This window comes from Cellulomonas citrea (assembly GCF_009829685.1).
GTDB lineage: Bacteria > Actinomycetota > Actinomycetes > Actinomycetales > Cellulomonadaceae > Cellulomonas > Cellulomonas citrea.
Genome location: NZ_VWSD01000011.1, coordinates 24,748 through 40,295, shown reverse-complemented (window position 1 = coordinate 40,295; position 15,548 = coordinate 24,748). Strand labels below are relative to the sequence as shown.

Annotated in this window: 12 protein-coding genes and 2 pseudogenes; 10 read left to right on the top strand and 4 right to left on the bottom strand. The window is 72.0% G+C overall.

What is annotated here, in order from left to right:
- Positions 1–324: 324 nt before the first annotated feature.
- A pseudogene (locus F2B26_RS17625) lies at positions 325–432 on the top strand (TetR family transcriptional regulator); the annotation flags it as partial.
- A 98-nt stretch (positions 433–530) separates the two neighbouring features.
- Here F2B26_RS17625 and cofE read toward each other — a convergent pair.
- The 4 genes and pseudogenes from cofE to F2B26_RS02840 form a co-directional block, all read right to left on the bottom strand.
- Positions 531–1,202 (bottom strand): annotated as a pseudogene (gene cofE, locus F2B26_RS02855) (coenzyme F420-0:L-glutamate ligase); the annotation flags it as partial.
- A 41-nt stretch (positions 1,203–1,243) separates the two neighbouring features.
- Positions 1,244–1,669 (bottom strand): TM2 domain-containing protein, encoded by a 426-nt coding sequence (locus tag F2B26_RS02850; RefSeq protein WP_159806198.1) that lies wholly within the window; start codon positions 1,667–1,669, stop codon positions 1,244–1,246.
- Between the two features lie 55 nt (positions 1,670–1,724).
- On the bottom strand, positions 1,725–2,741 hold the full coding sequence (locus tag F2B26_RS02845; RefSeq protein WP_159806196.1) for a TIGR03557 family F420-dependent LLM class oxidoreductase: 1,017 nt from the start codon (positions 2,739–2,741) through the stop codon (positions 1,725–1,727).
- 19 nt (positions 2,742–2,760) lie between these two features.
- The gene (locus F2B26_RS02840) at positions 2,761–3,696 is read right to left on the bottom strand and encodes an EamA family transporter (RefSeq protein ID WP_235929464.1); all 936 of its coding nucleotides are present in this window, start codon (positions 3,694–3,696) and stop codon (positions 2,761–2,763) included.
- Positions 3,697–3,833: 137 nt separating this feature from the next.
- Here F2B26_RS02840 and F2B26_RS02835 point away from each other — a divergent pair, with 137 nt between their 5' ends.
- The 9 genes from F2B26_RS02835 to F2B26_RS02795 all read left to right on the top strand — a co-directional run bounded on the left by F2B26_RS02835 (position 3,834) and on the right by F2B26_RS02795 (position 15,539).
- Positions 3,834–4,409, top strand: coding sequence for a CGNR zinc finger domain-containing protein (locus F2B26_RS02835; RefSeq protein ID WP_159806192.1), 576 nt, complete (start codon positions 3,834–3,836; stop codon positions 4,407–4,409).
- 63 nt (positions 4,410–4,472) lie between these two features.
- The gene (locus tag F2B26_RS02830; RefSeq protein WP_159806190.1) at positions 4,473–5,612 is read left to right on the top strand and encodes an alpha/beta hydrolase; all 1,140 of its coding nucleotides are present in this window, start codon (positions 4,473–4,475) and stop codon (positions 5,610–5,612) included.
- A gap of 50 nt (positions 5,613–5,662) precedes the next feature.
- Positions 5,663–6,775: an alpha/beta hydrolase gene (locus tag F2B26_RS02825; protein WP_159806188.1), complete on the top strand. Its 1,113-nt coding sequence runs from the start codon at positions 5,663–5,665 to the stop codon at positions 6,773–6,775.
- A gap of 48 nt (positions 6,776–6,823) precedes the next feature.
- Entirely contained in the window at positions 6,824–9,463 is a 2,640-nt protein-coding gene (valS, locus tag F2B26_RS02820; RefSeq protein WP_159806186.1) for a valine--tRNA ligase, read from the top strand.
- Positions 9,463–11,325: an AMP-dependent synthetase/ligase gene (locus F2B26_RS02815; RefSeq protein WP_159806184.1), complete on the top strand. Its 1,863-nt coding sequence runs from the start codon at positions 9,463–9,465 to the stop codon at positions 11,323–11,325. Before valS ends, F2B26_RS02815 begins: the two co-directional genes overlap by 1 nt.
- A 185-nt stretch (positions 11,326–11,510) precedes the next feature.
- Positions 11,511–12,650 (top strand): ABC transporter ATP-binding protein, encoded by a 1,140-nt coding sequence (locus F2B26_RS02810; RefSeq protein WP_159806182.1) that lies wholly within the window; start codon positions 11,511–11,513, stop codon positions 12,648–12,650.
- Positions 12,647–13,627, top strand: a complete 981-nt coding sequence (locus F2B26_RS02805) for an ABC transporter permease (protein ID WP_235929463.1) — start codon at positions 12,647–12,649, stop codon at positions 13,625–13,627. Before F2B26_RS02810 ends, F2B26_RS02805 begins: the two co-directional genes overlap by 4 nt.
- A complete protein-coding gene (locus F2B26_RS02800) occupies positions 13,624–14,427 on the top strand; it encodes an ABC transporter permease (protein WP_235929462.1) in 804 nt (267 codons plus the stop codon). Before F2B26_RS02805 ends, F2B26_RS02800 begins: the two co-directional genes overlap by 4 nt.
- Complete coding sequence (locus F2B26_RS02795; RefSeq protein ID WP_159806180.1) at positions 14,424–15,539, top strand: extracellular solute-binding protein; 1,116 nt, start codon at positions 14,424–14,426, stop codon at positions 15,537–15,539. Before F2B26_RS02800 ends, F2B26_RS02795 begins: the two co-directional genes overlap by 4 nt.
- Positions 15,540–15,548: the final 9 nt, after the last annotated feature.

Here is a 15,548-nt window from a genome sequence, read left to right as displayed (position 1 = left end):
CCGGCGGCCGGCACGGCCGCGTCCAGGGCGGCGAGCACGGTCTCGACCGCCACGGTCGTCTTGCCGGTGCCCGGGGCGCCCAGCACGAGCACGTGACCGGGCCCCGCGACCCCGTCCGCGACGGCCGCGGCCTGCGCCTCGTCGAGCGCGACAGGTGCCCCCGCACCCCGCGTCGGCGCACCCGCGAGAGCGGGCCGCACGAGGCGGACGGACACGGTGGCGGGCACGGACCGATCCCACCACGAACCGCCGACAGCCCGGTCGCGAGCGCGCCGATACGCTTGCGCGGTGCCCGAGTCGCTGACGCCTGCCCGCACCCCCCGGATGGGTCGCAGCGCGCGTCGTGCCCAGGTGCTCGAGGTGGCCCGGCAGCTGTTCGCCCGGCTGGGGTACCACCAGGTCTCGATGGACGACATCGCCGAGGCCGCCGGGGTGAGCAAGCCCGTGCTGTACCGGCACTTCCCGTCCAAGCTCGAGCTGTACGTCGCGGTGGTCGACGAACGCGCGCAGAGGGCACCGGCAGGGCGACCGGCACCAGGACCGTCGTCGTCGAGCACGTACCTGCCGGCGCCGCGCAGCACCGCCAGCGGCCGCCCGGTCGCCTTCCCCTTGACCAGCTCGGCCGCCGCCGCCAGCTCGTCGGCCACCGCCACGACGGTGGCCTCGAGCAGCTTGCCGGACGTGTCGCGGCTGCCGCGCAGGTCGTCGAGCACGACGACGCCCGCGGCACCGATCGCCAGGTCCGTGACGCCCTCGCGCCAGGCCCGTCCGGCGGTGTCGGAGATGAGCACGCCGACCCGCACGCCGAAGGCCGCCCGTACCGCCGCACGGATCGCGCGGGCCGACGCGTCGGGGTCCACCGGCAGCAGCAGCACGACGCCGTCGGGGGCGTTCGAGGCGTCCACCCCGGCGGCAGCCATCACCAGGCCCAGCCGGTTCTCCACGATGCGGGTCACCCCGCGCGCGTGCTCCCGGGTGGCGACCACGCGCACGGTCTCGTCGGTGATCGCCTGCTCACGGTCGTCGGCCCGCACCACGCGCCCCTCGGCCTTGGAGACCACCTTCGACGTGAGCACGAGGACGTCCCCGTCGCGCACCCCGTGCGGGTCGGCCCGCAGCAGGCCGACGACGAGGGCCCCGAGGTCGTCCCCGGTCCGGATCTCACCCAGGCCGTCGGGGGCCCAGACCAGCAGCTCTTCCACACCCGCCAGCCTAGGCGGGCGGGTGTGGTGCCGACGCCGCCTCAGGAACGCAGGAGCAGCCCGCGCGCGTCCGTCGACGGCGAGGCCAGCAGCACGATCCCGTCCACCAACGCCCACAGGGACACGCCGACGACGAGCAGGATGCCGACCCCGAGCCAGGACGTCGCCACGCCGACGACGGTGCCCACCAGCTGCAGCACGGCGATCGTCGTGTGCCCCGTGTAGAACCTGCCGACGCCCAGGGTGCCGAGAAAGATCTGGAGCACGCCGGCCGCGACCCTGGACTTGTCCGACAGCGGGCGGCCCGTGAACGGGTCACGCCCGAACGGCGCCATCGGGTCGACCGCCCAGCTCCCCTGCGGCACCCAGGGCTGAGGGGCCGAGGGCTGGTACGGGTACTGCTGGTAGGGGTGCTGCTGCGGCTGGTGTCCCGACGGCTCCGCCGGGCCCGGTGGAAGCGGGGTCATGGCGCGAACCTAGTCCCCGGACACCTCGACCGGGCCGAGTTCGCGCACCGGCTCCTCAGCGCACCAGCGCCGGCAGCACCTGCGCGCCGAACACGTCGATCCACTCCCGCTGGTTGCGGCCGACGTTGTGCAGGTAGATGCGGTCGAACCCGAGGTCGACGTACTTCTGGATCTCGGCGCGGTGCACGTCGGGGTCGGCGGACACGACCATCCGACCGGCGAAGTCCTCCGGACGCACGAGCTTGGCCATCTGCTCGAAGTCCCACGGTGAACGGATGTCGGCCTTGGGGAACTTCATGCCGCCGTTGGGCCACTCGTGCAGGGCGTTGGCCATCGCCAGCTCGTCGGTGTCCGCCCACGACAGGTGCAGCTGCAGCACCTTGGGCAGGGTGTCGGGGTCCTTCCCGGCCTCGCGGGCGCCCTCGGCGAACTTGGCGAACAGCCCGCTGATCTTCTCCAGCGGGGCCCCGACCGTGATGAGGCCGTCGGCCAGCCGCCCGGCCCGCTTGGCGGTGACCGGACCGGCCGTCGCGACCAGGATCTCCGGGGCCACCTCCGGCATGGTCCACAGCCGGGTGGACTCCATCTTGTAGAACGTGCCGGCGTGCTTGACGTCCTTGCCCGCCAGCGAGGCGGTGAACAGCTTGCGGATGATCTCGATGGCCTCGAACATCCGGTTGATGCGCTCGGGCGCCTCCGGCCAGTAGCCGGCCACGACGTGCTCGTTGAGCGCCTCGCCCGAGCCCAGGCCCAGCCAGTGCCGACCGGGGTACATCGCCGCGAGCGTCGCCGAGGCCTGGGCGACCATCGCCGGGTGCCAGCGGAACGTCGGTGCCGTGACCCCCGGGCCCATGTCACCGACGGTGCGCTCACCGATGGCGGTGAGCACGTTCCAGACGAAGGCCGCCTGCCCCTGGGCCGGCACCCACGGCTGGAAGTGGTCGGCCGCCATCACACCGGAGAAGCCGTGCTCCTCGGCGTAGGCGGACAGGCCCACGACCTCCATCGGCGCGAACTGCTCGAGCATCGCGGCGTAGCCGATCGTCAGCCCGCCTGCAGTCACCTGACCCATGAGGTCAGCCTAATCACCGTCAGACGGCCACCGGCTCGGCACGGGACTCGGTCTGCTCGACCTCCACCGGCACGTCCTGCGCTGCCATCGACGCCCGGCGCACGAGGGCCACCCCGCCGACGACGAGCACCGCACCGAGCCCCTGCGCGGCCGCAGGCGCCTCGCCCAGCACGGCCCAGGCGAGCAGCACCGCGAACAGCACCTCGGCGAGCGCCACGAACGAGGCGAGCTGGTCCCCGAGCAGCCGCACCGACACCGAGGAGACGCCGTACGCGAACGCGGTGGGCAGCACACCGACGACGAGCACCGGGACGACCCAGGACAGCTGCGCGCCGGCCATCGTGACCGGCCCGGCGACCAGGTGCACGGGCAGGACGCCCAGCAGGGCGAGCGCACCGATCGCGGCGGCGGCCACCGCCATCCCGGCGCCGGCCAGCGCCACCGGTGGCAGCGCGGAGGGCACCCCGACCAGGGCGAAGTAGGCGGCGTTGCCGACGGCGGCCAGCCCGGCGAACACCAGACCGAGGGGGTCCAGGTGCACCGCACCGGCGACGTCGAGCACGAGGACGAGCCCACCCATCGCCAGCGCGGCGCCGGCCAGCGTGGTGGGTGCGGGGGCCTGCCGGCTGCGCAGCCAGGCCCAGCCGATGAGCAGCAGCGGTCCGGTGTACTCCACGAGCAGGGTCACGGCGACCGTGAGCCGGTCGACGGCCAGGTAGAACATGGTGGAGGACCCGGCGACGCCGAACAGCCCGAAGGCGAGCACGAGCCGCCAGCGCTCGGCGATCACACCCAGCCGTCCGCGCACCGCCAGCACGGTCGGCACAGCGAGCAGCACGGCACCCATGGACAGCCGCACGAGCACGGCGGCGCCGGGCGTCCAGCCGATCGCGAGCAGCGGTTTGACCATCGGCCCGCTGGTCGCGAAGGCAGCCGCCCCGACGAGCCCCGTCATGACCCCTGCTGCCCCGCGCCCCGCCATCGCCGTCCCGTCACTCGTCCACGCTCGATCGTGCTCGTCCGCACGCGCCGGCCAGGAGTCATCTGCCCGTACGCTCGTGACAGTAGAGTCCCGGCCTGTCAGGAGTCAACATGCCCTTCGCCTATGACACCCAGCAGAACCTCGTGACCGCCGCCGCCCTGGTCAACACCGCGCTGCGCCGTGACGGGTCCGACGCACTGGCCACCGTCGAGGACCTCGACCGGTTCTACGTCGAGCACGGGTTCGCCGGCCGGCACGACGGCGACGACGACGAGCTCGGCCAGGTGCACGAGGTGCGCGCCCGGCTGCACACGCTGTGGTCGGCCGACCGTGACCACGCCGCCGTCCTGGTGAACACGATGCTGCGCGAGGCCGCGGCGGTCCCCTACCTCGTGCGCCACGACGGCTGGGATTGGCACCTGCACGCCACCTCGCTGCAGGCCCCCCTGCCGGTCCGGGTGCTGGTCGAGGCCGCGATGGCGGTCGTCGACGTGATCCGTTCGGACGAGTGGGAGCGGATGGCGGTCTGCGGGGCCGACGACTGCCAGGCCGTCCTCGTGGACCTGTCCCGCAACCGCTCGCGGCGGTTCTGCGACGTCAACAACTGCGGCAACCGGGCTCATGTCGCCGCCTACCGTGCCCGACGGGCCGGGCTGGAGGGTGAACCCGACGCAGAGCCGGCGTGAAGATCTCGTACCGAACCGGGCGTTTGACCTGGTCTCTCATGCCGGTCACCTACCCTGTCGTGAGTGTTCGGACCCGCTTCCCGCTCGTTCCTGGCCGTCTCCGTCGCCGCATTCGTGGCCTGCCTCCCGCTGACGCTCGTGGTGTGGAACCGGGTGCGCGGCCCCGTCCCGCTGCGCGTCCTGCAGCACCTGGGCCTGCTGCTCCTGTGCCAGCTCACCGCGGTGTCCGCCTTGTTTGCGGCGGTCAACCAGGCCAACGACTTCTATGTCACCTGGGGCGAGCTGGCCGGAGCCGCCGAGCCCGGCGACGTGTCGATCGTGCCCGACGGGTCGGCGCCGCGTCCGAACGCCACGGCCCCGTCCACGCCGGCACCCACCAGCACCCCGTCGACGCCGGCCGCCCCCGCGACCTCCTCCGGGGCGGCTGCCACGACGTTCACCCCCGACGGCACCGGTCTGCTCGTCGCACAGGTGCACGGGCCCAAGTCCGGGGTGGACGGCCAGATCCTGGTGTGGACCCCGCCCGGCTACTCCCCGACCGGCGACGCGCTCCCCGTGCTGCTCACCCTCGACGGGTCACCCGGCGACCCGGTGGACACGTACAACGGGCTGCAGCTGATCCCGAAGGAGAGCGAGCTGCTGGCGAGCGGTGCGGTGCCGCCGACCCTCGTCGTGTCCGCCACCACCAACGTCGACGGCAAGGACTGGGGCTGCTCGAACGCCCCCGGCGACGGCCCGCAGGTGGCGACGTGGCTGACCCAGGACGTGCCAGACATCATCTCGGCCTCGTTCCACGTGCAGCCGGTGACCAGCCGCCGCTGGCAGGTGATGGGCTACTCGTCGGGGGCCACGTGCTCCGTCCGCCTGGCACTGACCACGCCCGACCTGTTCTCGGCAGCGGTGAGCCTGGCCGGTTCGAACGTGCCGGATGCGCGTGTGCTGTCCGGCAGCGCGCAGGCCAAGCGGGACAACGACCTGCGCACCCTCGCCGCCGCGGGCACCTCGCGACCGGTCGCGCTGCTGCTCGCGGCCAGCAAGCAGGACGCGAGCACGTCGTCCGACGCGCTCGCGCTGCAGCGCGCCATCGGCCCGAACGTCACGGCTGACCTCGAGATGATCACCCGCGGCGGGCACAACTGGGACACCTGGCAGGCGATGACCTCCCCGGCGCTCACCTGGTTGGCCCAGCACACCGGCGGCTGACCCCGTTGCACCGCTCGCGTCCGTCCAGAACCAGCCCCTAGGCTCCGCCCATGTTCGGACCCGGCACCGTCGCCTTCGAGGCCGCCGCGATCACCGCTGCGATCATCTCGATCCCGCTGGCCCTCGTCCTGTGGAACCACCTGCGCGGCAACGCCTTCTGGCGAGGGCTGCAGCGGGTGCTCCTCATGGTGCTCGCCCAGCTGCTCGCCATCGCCGCCATCTTCGGCGTGGTCAACCAGGTCAACCAGTTCTACGTCACGTGGGCCGAGCTCATCGGCTCGGTCGAGCCCGGCACCCCGACGATCGTGCCGGCAGGCGATCCGAGTGACGGGGCCACGGTCGCACCCGGCCCCGCGGCGACCGCCGCAGGCGGGTCGGGCGCCGCGGCGACAACATTCACCGCGGACAGCTCCGGCCTGCTCACGGCCCAGGTCACCGGTGCGAAGTCAGGCGTCACGGGCCAGCTCATCGTGTGGACCCCACCCGGCTACTCCGCGACAGGCGCCAAGCTGCCGGTGCTGCTCACCCTCGACGGGTTCCCGGGCAACCCGGGCGACACCTTCAGCGGCCTGCACCTGGTGAGCACCATCACCAGCATGATCAAGGCCGGCACCATGGAACCGATGATCGTCGTCTCGGCCACCACCAACGTCAACGGCGACGACTGGGGGTGCGCCAACGCACCGACGGGCGGCCCGCAGGTCGCCACCTGGCTGACCCAGGACGTGCCCGACATCGTCGCCGCGTCGTTCAACGCCAAGGCGCCCCACGTGCACCGGTGGCAGGTCATGGGCCTGTCCGCGGGCGCCGCGTGCTCCGTCCGCCTCACGCTCACCAGTCCGACGGTCTTCTCGGCCGCCGCGAGCCTGGCGGGCTTCAACATCCCCGACTCACCGATCCTGGCCGGCTCGGACCAGGCGAAGAAGGAGAACGACCTGCGCACCCTCGCGGCCAAGGGCACCGCCGAGCCGGTGGCGCTGCTCCTGGCTGCGAGCAAGCAGGACAGCGACTCCGCGTCGGACGCCCAGAAGCTGCAGGCCGCCGTCGGGCCGAACGTCACCGCGGACCTGGAGATCATGGAGACCGGCGGGCACAACTGGGACACCTGGCTGGCGATGACCCCGGCCGCGCTCACCTGGCTGGCGCAGCACACCGAGGGCTGAGCCGGGGGCGTCCGCAGGCACCCGTCGCTTCTGGGAAGATGTGGGCCCATGAGCCCTCTGACCCCGCCGTCCCCCGACCCGTCGATCACCACGACGCGACGGGTACCGGACAAGGTCAGCCTCGACGGGCTCGAGGACCGGTGGGGCACGGCCTGGTCGGAGCAGGGCACCTACACCTTCGACGCACAGGCCCCGGCCGAGCAGGTGTACGCGATCGACACCCCGCCGCCCACCGTCTCGGGCTCGCTGCACCTCGGGCACGTGTTCTCCTACACGCACACCGATGTGGTCGCGCGGTTCCGCCGGATGCGCGGCGCCGAGGTGTTCTACCCGATGGGCTGGGACGACAACGGCCTGCCGACCGAACGCCGGGTGCAGAACTACTACGGCGTGCGCTGCGACCCGTCGCTGACCTACACCCCGGGCTTCGTGCCGCCGCACGAGGGCACCGACGGCAAGGCGGTGAAGCCGGGCGACCAGGTGCCGATCTCCCGACCCAACTTCATCGAGCTGTGCCTGCGGCTGTCGGGTGAGGACGAGGCCCAGTTCGAGGCGCTGTGGCGCCACCTCGGACTGTCCGTCGACTGGTCGCGCACCTACCGCACGATCTCCGACGAGGCGCGCGCGGTGGCCCAGCAGGCGTTCGTGCGCAACCTGGCGCGCGGCGAGGCCTACCAGGCGCTGGCACCGGGCCTGTGGGACGTCACCTTCCAGACCGCTGTCGCCCAGGCCGAGCTCGAGGCCCGCGACTACCCGGGCGCCTACCACCGCGTCGCGTTCCACGGCGCCGACGGCCCGGTCTTCATCGAGACCACCCGGCCCGAGCTGCTGCCGGCCTGCGTCGCGCTCATCGCCCACCCCGACGACGAGCGCTACCAGCACCTGTTCGGCACCACCGTGACCAGCCCGCTGTTCGACGTGGCCGTCCCCGTGCTCGCGCACCCCGCGGCCGAACCCGACAAGGGCGCAGGCATCGCCATGTGCTGCACCTTCGGCGACCTCACCGACGTGCAGTGGTGGCGTGAGCTGCAGCTGCCGAACCGCACGGTGGTCGGCCGCGACGGGCGGCTGGAGCGTTCGACGCCGGACTGGCTGACCACGCCCGGCGCCCAGGCCGTCTACGCCGAGCTGGCCGGCAAGACCACCTTCTCGGCTCGGGAGGCCGTGGTCGCGGCGTTGCGCACCAGCGGCGACCTGGACGGCGAACCGACCCCCACCACCCGCAAGGCGAACTTCTACGAGAAGGGCGACAAGCCGCTCGAGATCGTCTCGTCCCGTCAGTGGTACATCCGCAACGGCGGCCGGGACGGCGCGCTGCGGGACGCCCTGCTGGCCCGCGGCGAGCAGATCGCCTTCCACCCCGACTACATGAAGGTCCGCTACGACAACTGGGTCGGCGGCCTCAACGGCGACTGGCTCATCAGCCGGCAGCGCTTCTTCGGTGTGCCGTTCCCGGTCTGGTACCCGCTCGACGAGAACGGTGAGCCCCGGTACGACGCCCCGCTGGTCGCCGACGAGTCGATCCTGCCGGTCGACCCGTCCTCCGACGTGCCCGTGGGGTACACCGCCGAGCAGCGCGGCGTGCCGGGCGGCTTCATCGGTGACCCGGACGTCATGGACACCTGGGCCACGAGCTCGCTCACCCCGCAGATCGCCGGCGGCTGGCGCACCGACCCCGAGCTGTTCGCCAAGGTCTTCCCGATGGACCTGCGCCCGCAGGGGCACGACATCATCCGGACCTGGCTGTTCTCCACCGTGGTGCGCTCGCACCTGGAGTTCGGGCAGGTGCCGTGGAGCGACGCGGCGCTGTCGGGGTGGATCCTCGACCCGGACCGCAAGAAGATGAGCAAGTCCAAGGGCAACGTGGTCACCCCGATGGGCCTGCTCACCGAGCACGGCTCGGACGCGGTGCGCTACTGGGCGGCCTCGGCCCGGCTGGGCACGGATGCGGCCTTCGAGGTCGGTCAGATGAAGATCGGCCGGCGGCTCGCGATCAAGGTCCTCAACGCGAGCAAGTTCGCGCTGTCCTTCGCCGCCGACGACGAGCCGGTCAGCCTGGACCCGGCCGCCGTCGTCGTGCCGCTGGACCGGGCCATGCTCGCCGGGCTGGCCGACGTGGTGGACAAGGCGACCGAGGCGCTCGAGGCCTACGACCACACCCGTGCGCTCGAGGTGACCGAGACCTTCTTCTGGACCTTCTGCGACGACTACCTCGAGCTGGTCAAGGACCGGGCCTACGCCGCGGACGCCGATCCGGCCGGTGCGGCCTCGGCCCGTGCGGCGCTGGCGATCGCGCTCGACGTGCTGCTGCGGCTGTTCGCCCCGGTGCTGCCGTTCGCCACCGAGGAGGTCTGGTCGTGGTGGCGCACCGGGTCGGTGCACCGTGCGGGCTGGCCGACGTCCGCACCGCTGCGTGCCGCCGCCGGTGACGCGCCGTTCGCGGTCGTCGGTGCCGCGGGATCGGCCCTGGCCGCGCTGCGCAAGGTCAAGTCGGAGGCCAAGGTCTCGATGCGGACCGTGATCCTGTCGGCCACGCTCCAGGTCCCCGAGGCTCTCGAGCAGACCGTCGGGCTGGCCCTGGCGGACGTGCGCGCCGCCGGCCGACTGCAGGGCGACCTCGCGGTCCAGGTCGCCGAGGTCGACGTCCCGGTGGCGGTCGACGCGGTGCTCGAGCAGGCCTCGGCCTGATGCGGGAGGTCAGCTCCCCCGCACCTGTCGCCGCCGATCCGGGGCACTCCCTGCCCTGGTTGCTGGCGGACCGGCTGGCCGCCGACCCCGACACCGTCTTCATCGAGCGTCGCGTCGACGGCACCGGGGACGGTGCTGCGGGGGCGGCCGACGCCCCGTGGCAGCCGGTCACCCTGCGGGAGTTCGACGCGCAGGTGCGCGCCGTGGCCAAGGGGCTGGTCGCCGGTGGCCTCAACCCGGGCGACCGGGTCGCCATCATGTCGCACACCCGGTACGAGTGGACGCTGCTGGACTTCGCCGTGTGGGCCGCCGGTGCGGTCGGCGTGCCGGTGTACGAGACGTCCTCGTCCGAGCAGGTCCGCTGGATCGCCGCGGACTCCGGCTGCCGGCTCCTCGTGGTGGAGACCGCCGAGCACGCCGCGACGCTCGCCCCGGTGCGTGACGACCTGCCCGGCCTCACCGAGGTGCTGGTGATCGACGAGGGTGCGGTCGAGACGCTGGTCGCCCGCGGCGTCGCTGTCCCCGACGACGAGGTGGCCCGCCGCGGCGCGCTGGCCGGCGCCGACACCCTCGCCACCGTGATCTACACCTCGGGCACCACGGGGCGACCCAAGGGCGTCGAGCTCACGCACGGGAACCTCGTCACGCATGCGCTCAACGGGGTGCGCTCCAGCCTGGACCAGGTGTGCGCCGTCCCCGGGTCGCGCACCCTCATGTTCATGCCGCTCGCGCACGTGTTCGCCCGGTACATCGAGATCGTGTGCCTGGCCTCGGGTGCGGTCATGGGGCACACCAGCGACACGCGCAACCTGCTGGCCGACCTGGACTCGTTCAAGCCCACGTTCCTGCTGGCCGTGCCCCGGGTGTTCGAGAAGGTCTACAACTCGGCCGAGCAGAAGGCCGGCGCGGGGGCCTCGCTGCAGGTCTTCCGCTGGGCAGCCAAGGTCGCGATCACGTACTCCCGCGCGCTGGACACGCCGGCAGGGCCGTCGCCCTCGCTGCGCGCGGCCCGGGTGGTGGCCGACCGGCTGGTGCACCGCAAGCTGCGCGCCGCGATGGGTGGGCGGCTGCGCTGGTCGATCTCCGGCGGGGCGCCGCTCGGCGAGCGGCTCGGGCACTTCTACCGGGGCGTCGGCGTGCAGATCATGGAGGGCTACGGGCTCACCGAGACCACCGCGCCGAGCAGCGTCAACCTGCCAGGCCTCACCAAGGTCGGCACGGTCGGCCCGCCGTTCCCGGGCACCAGCGTGCGGGTGGACGACGAGCACCGGATCTGGGTCAGGGGCCCGCACGTGTTCCGCGGCTACCGCAACGAGGCCGAGGCCACGGCCGAGGTGCTGGTGGACGGCTGGTTCAGCACCGGGGACCTGGGCGCGCTCGACGAGGACGGCTACCTGCGGATCACCGGCCGGCTCAAGGAGATCATCGTGACCGCGGGCGGCAAGAACGTCGCCCCGGCGGTGCTCGAGGATCGGCTGCGCGGCTACCCCCTGGTGAGCCAGGTCGTCGTCGTGGGCGACCAGCGCCCGTTCATCGGCGCCCTCGTCACGCTGGACCCCGAGATGCTGCCGGGCTGGCTCACCGGGCACGGTCTGCCGGCCATGGACGTGGCGACCGCGGCGCACGACCCCCGGGTGCTCGAGGCGTTGGACCGCGCGGTGACGCGTGCCAACGAGGCGGTGTCCCGGGCGGAGTCGATCCGCAAGATCAGGGTGCTCGACTCCGACTTCACCGAGGCCAACGGGTACCTCACACCCTCGCTCAAGGTGAAGCGCGCCCTCGTGCTGCGTGACTTCGCGCCGCAGATCGAGGAGCTCTACGTCGACACCCGTGCCGAGGGGTCGACCGCCGCGGGGCGCTGAGCCACCTCTCGCGACACCAGGGCGGCATGCCGCCCCGATGGCGCACGCCATGTTCCGGGCACTGGTCAGTCCTGTTACAAGTTCGTGAACACCTACGGATTTCGTTGCCTCCCTTCTCAGCGACCACCTAGGTTCGACGCGCACCCGCACCGCGGACGCTGATTTCATCGGTCGGAGGGACACCCATGGTCGAGGCGCCGGTCGTCAGCGAACGCCGCTCGCCGGAGGTCGTCGCCCGGGAGAACGGCCTCACGATCACGGCGGCGACCAAGACGTTCGCCACGCCGGAGGGCACCGAGGTCCACGCGCTCGACCACGTCGACCTGCAGATCCGCGACGGCGAGTTCTTCGTCATGCTGGGCCCGTCCGGCTGCGGCAAGACGACGCTGCTGCGCTCGATCGCCGGTCTGGAGACCCTCGACTCGGGTGAGATCTACCTCGGCCGCGACCGGATCGACGACCGCCCGGCGCACGCCCGCCCGGTCAACACGGTCTTCCAGTCGTACGCGCTGTTCCCGCACCTCACGGTCGCGCAGAACATCGCCTTCGGCCTCCAGATGGACAAGCTGCCCGCGGCGCAGGTCGCCGAGCGGGTGGCCCAGATGCTCACCCTGGTGAGGCTCGACGGGCTGGGCGGGCGACGGCCCGCCCAGCTCTCGGGTGGTCAGCAGCAACGGGTCGCCCTGGCCCGCGCCCTGGCCAAGCAGCCCCGGGTGCTGCTGCTCGACGAGCCGCTCGCCGCGCTCGACCTCAAGCTGCGCCGCGGCATGCAGGACGAGCTGCGCCGGCTGCAGCGCACCACCGGGATCACCTTCGTCTTCGTCACCCACGACCAGGAGGAGGCGCTGTCCCTCGGCGACCGCATCGCGGTCTTCTCCGACGGACGACCCGCCCAGGTCGGCACCCCGGAGGAGGTGTACGAGCGGCCCGTCAACCGCTTCGTCGCCGACTTCATCGGCGACACCACCTTCCTCACCGTGCCGGTGCGCACCGACGGCGACGCCCAGGTGGTGCAGGTGGCCGGCGGGCCGGCGGTGCGGCTCACCGCCCCCGCGCCGGTCGCCGCCGACGGGACGACGACCCTGGCCGTGCGCCCCGAACGCCTCGTGCTCGACGGCTCGGCACCACCGATCGCGACCGGCACCCTTGCCGAGCTTGTCTACATGGGCACCGACCTGCGGATCCGCGTCGCCCTGGCCGACGGCACCAGCCTCGCCGTCCGGGTGAGCCCGCCGTTCGAGGGCCTGGCGCTGCGGCCCGGGGCCACCGTGACCGTCGGCGCCGCCCCGGAGCACCTGCGGCCCCTCGCGGTGGAGCAGGCGTGAGCGTCGCCGCGGCGCAGCCCGACACCGCCCCGCCTGCCGGCAGCACCGCGGCTGTCGGCGGCACCGCGGCCAGGGCCCGACGTCGCGGGTCCACCCCCGGCAGGCTGCCCTGGTACGCGAGCCTGCCGGCCCTCGTCATCGCCGCACTGTTCACCCTCGGCCCGCTCGCCGTCGTCATCGCCTTCTCGTTCATGACCCGGCCCGCGTCCGGCGGCGGGGTGGTCTACGAGTTCAGCACCGACGCGTACCGCTCGTTCCTGTTCACCAAGAACTTCGTCGGCGACCTGGTCTTCAACCCCACCTACCTCAAGGTGTTCTGGACCTCGCTCGAGCAGGCGACCATCACGACGCTCGTCTGCCTCGTGCTGTCCTTCCCGCTCGCGCTGTGGATCGCCACCCGGCCGCCGCGGCTGCAGACCCTGCTCATGCTCGCCGTGACCATCCCGTTCTGGACCAACCTGCTGGTGCGCACCTACGCGTGGATCCTCGTCCTGGCCAAGGACGGTGTGGTCAACCGGCTCTCGACCGCGCTCGGACTCGGGCCGCTCGAGCTGCTCTACACCCCCATGGCCGGTCAGCTCGGGCTCATCTACACGTTCCTGCCGTTCATGGTGCTGCCCATCTACTCCTCGCTCGCCGGGTTCGACTTCCGGCTGGCCGAGGCCGCCTACGACCTGGGCGCCCGCAAGGCCACCGTCGTGCGGCGCATCATCTGGCCGCTGGCCCGGCCCGGTGTGGTCTCCGGCGTGCTCCTCGTGTTCATCCCGGCGCTGGGCTCCTACGTCCAGCCGGTCCTGCTCGGAGGGGGCAAGGTGCTGCTCATCGGCAACCTCATCGCCGCCCAGTTCGGCGACTCGCGCAACTGGCCGTTCGGCGCCGCGCTCTCGGTGATCATCCTCGTGCTGCTCGCCCTGGCGCTGCTGGGGGTGCGCTGGTGGTCCAAGCGCACCGGCACGACCGTGAGCCTGTCGCTGTGAGGCGCCCCCCGCGCGCGCTCGACCTGCGCTCCTTCCCCGGTGTCGGGCCGGTCGCCGTGGCGACCCTCGTCTTCCTCTACGCCCCGATCCTCATCACGACGATCTACGCCTTCAACGGCGGGCAGCAGGCGCTGGTCTGGGACGGCTTCTCGACGCGCTGGTTCGGCTACGTGCTCACCAACACGGCGATGGTCACCACCGCGATCACCTCGCTCAAGCTCGCTGCGGTGGCCACGGCGGCCTCCGTCGTGCTCGCGCTGGCCTTCGTCCTGGCCGCCGACGGGTTGCGGCGCACCGGGTCCGGTCTGGCGAACGCCCTGCTCAGCGCGCCGCTGGTGATCCCCGAGGTGGTGCTCGCGGTGGCCACGCTCGGCTTCATCCGGATGATCGGGCTGCAGCCGGGGTTCACCGCCCTCGTGCTCGCGCACACCACGTTCTGCATCCCGTTCGCGATGATGCCCATCCGCTCCCGGCTGCAGGGCCTGGGCCAGGAGGTCTTCGAGGCCGGGGCCGACCTGGGCGCCCGGGCCCCGGCGATGCTGCGCCGCATCACCCTGCCGCTCCTGGTGCCCGGGATCGTCTCGGGTGCGCTGCTGGCCTTCGTCGTCTCGATGGACGACTTCATCATCTCGGCCTTCCTGTCCTCGGCCGGGTCGACCACGCTGCCGGTCTACCTCTTCAGCCTCATCCGGCGCGGCCCCTCCCCTGCGATCAACGTGGTGGCCGTGCTGCTGCTCGTCCTGGCCGTGCTCATCACCACCGTCACCTATCTCGCTCCTGGGAAGAAGAGGTCAGCATGAACATCCGCACCCCGCGCCGACGGGTGGGCGCCGCATCCGCCCTCGTCGCCTCCGCACTGGTCCTGGCCGCCTGTGGCGGCGGTGTCAACGACTCGGGGGCTGCCGGCTCCTCGGCGACGCCGGCCGCCGCGTTCACCCCGGCGACGAGCGGTGAGATGACGCTCTACACGTGGAGCGACTACTTCCCCGAGGACCTGGCCAAGAAGTTCACCAAGGACACCGGGATCAAGCTCACCGTCGACTACTACGACTCCAACGAGACCCTCGAGGCGAAGCTCAAGGCGTCCAACGGCACCGGGTACGACGTGGTGGTCCCCTCGGACTACATGGTGCAGATGCTCATCAACGAGAACCTGCTGCAGAAGATCGACGCGGCGGCCCTGCCGAACGGCAAGAACATCGCGCCGAACTTCCTCGACGTCTACTTCGACTCGGGTCGCCAGTACTCGGTGCCCTACCTGTACGGCACCACCGGCTTCATGTACGACTCGTCGAAGACCAGCTCGAAGCTCACGAGCTGGAAGGACTACTTCAACCCGCCGGCCGACCTCGGCAAGGTCGGCACCATGAGCGACCAGACCGAGGTGGTCGGCGCCGCGCTGCGCGCCGTCGGCGGCAAGACCTGCGACACCGACCCGGCCAAGCTGCAGGCGGCCCAGGACCTGCTCACCTCGTTCAAGTCGAAGGTGTCGACCATCAGCTCCGACGGGATCCTCGACCGGCTCGCCGCCGGTGAGGAGTCCGCCGCGATGATCTGGAACGGTGCCGGGATGCGCGCCCGGGCGCAGAAGCCGACGCTCACCTACGTGTACCCGACCGAGGGCATGGCGCTGTGGCAGGACAACTTCACCGTGCCGGTCGGTGCGAAGAACGTGCCCCAGGCGCTCACCTTCCTCAACTGGATGATGGACCCGGTCAACGCCGCGGCGGCCGCCAACTTCCAGAAGTACAACTCCGGCATCACCGGAGTGAACGACCTGCTCGACGCGGACATGAAGAGCTCCCCCGAGATCGTCATCCCGGACGGCTACACCGGTGCCAAGCCCGTCGAGCCCTGCACCAACGACCAGCTGACCAACTACACGCAGATCTGGGAAGCCTTCAAGGGCTGACGCCTGCGA

Bases quoted from the DNA above. Each gene is read 5' to 3' on its own strand.
- F2B26_RS02825 (WP_159806188.1), top strand. From the start codon at position 5,663: ATGTTCGGACCCGGCACCGTCGCCTTCGAGGCCGCCGCGATCACCGCT.
- F2B26_RS02840 (WP_235929464.1), bottom strand. From the start codon at position 3,696: ATGACGGGGCTCGTCGGGGCGGCTGCCTTCGCGACCAGCGGGCCGATG.
- F2B26_RS02795 (WP_159806180.1), top strand. From the start codon at position 14,424: ATGAACATCCGCACCCCGCGCCGACGGGTGGGCGCCGCATCCGCCCTC.
- F2B26_RS02850 (WP_159806198.1), bottom strand. From the start codon at position 1,669: ATGACCCCGCTTCCACCGGGCCCGGCGGAGCCGTCGGGACACCAGCCG.
- F2B26_RS02815 (WP_159806184.1), top strand. From the start codon at position 9,463: ATGCGGGAGGTCAGCTCCCCCGCACCTGTCGCCGCCGATCCGGGGCAC.
- valS (WP_159806186.1), top strand. From the start codon at position 6,824: ATGAGCCCTCTGACCCCGCCGTCCCCCGACCCGTCGATCACCACGACG.
- F2B26_RS02810 (WP_159806182.1), top strand. From the start codon at position 11,511: ATGGTCGAGGCGCCGGTCGTCAGCGAACGCCGCTCGCCGGAGGTCGTC.
- F2B26_RS02845 (WP_159806196.1), bottom strand. From the start codon at position 2,741: ATGGGTCAGGTGACTGCAGGCGGGCTGACGATCGGCTACGCCGCGATG.
- F2B26_RS02835 (WP_159806192.1), top strand. From the start codon at position 3,834: ATGCCCTTCGCCTATGACACCCAGCAGAACCTCGTGACCGCCGCCGCC.